We start from the raw sequence: 531 nt of genomic DNA, 5'->3' as shown, positions 1-531 counted from the left end.
GGATATATATGTTATTCTTTTTGTGGGTATAAATAGAAATTCATATAATGTAGGTTTGGGAACAGATTTTAATTTGCTAACAGCTATAAATAATGCTTTAGCAGAAGGGATGGGGAATAGTCCTTTTTATGTTTCAGATAATGAAATAGAGAAGAGAAACAAATTATTAAATACTTTAGATTATCACTTAAAGTATATTGATTTACAAAGCATAGAGTCTTATTCGATGATATTTTCAAATTGGTTAACTCCTAAATATATATTGAAAAAGTTTAATTATTTAAATAAAGCTAGTGTGCTGGAAAATAAAAAGGAAGACTCGTATGTTTCTTTAAGTATAATAGAAAAAATAAAAAGAATTTCTATGGAAAATTCAATAAAACCCTATCTTACATTTTTAAATGGTAAATCTGAAAATATAAGAGGTACAGTTATGCATTTTTCTGCTAAAGAAGCATATCCTCATATTTTTACTCCATTTATAAATCCAAATAATTATAAAATTTCTTATCTTTTGCATTCAAATAATAA

1 protein-coding gene is annotated in these 531 nt (G+C 24.1%); it reads left to right on the top strand.

Features of this window, described 5'->3' with window-relative positions; translation table 11 throughout:
- The coding region (locus HMPREF0518_RS10400) for a hypothetical protein (RefSeq protein WP_003627999.1) at nucleotides 1-531 on the top strand (531 nt) is incomplete at both ends.

This window comes from Lactobacillus helveticus DSM 20075 = CGMCC 1.1877 (genome assembly GCF_000160855.1).
GTDB classification, from domain to species: domain Bacteria; phylum Bacillota; class Bacilli; order Lactobacillales; family Lactobacillaceae; genus Lactobacillus; species Lactobacillus helveticus.
This window is presented reverse-complemented; position numbering and strand designations above follow the sequence as displayed.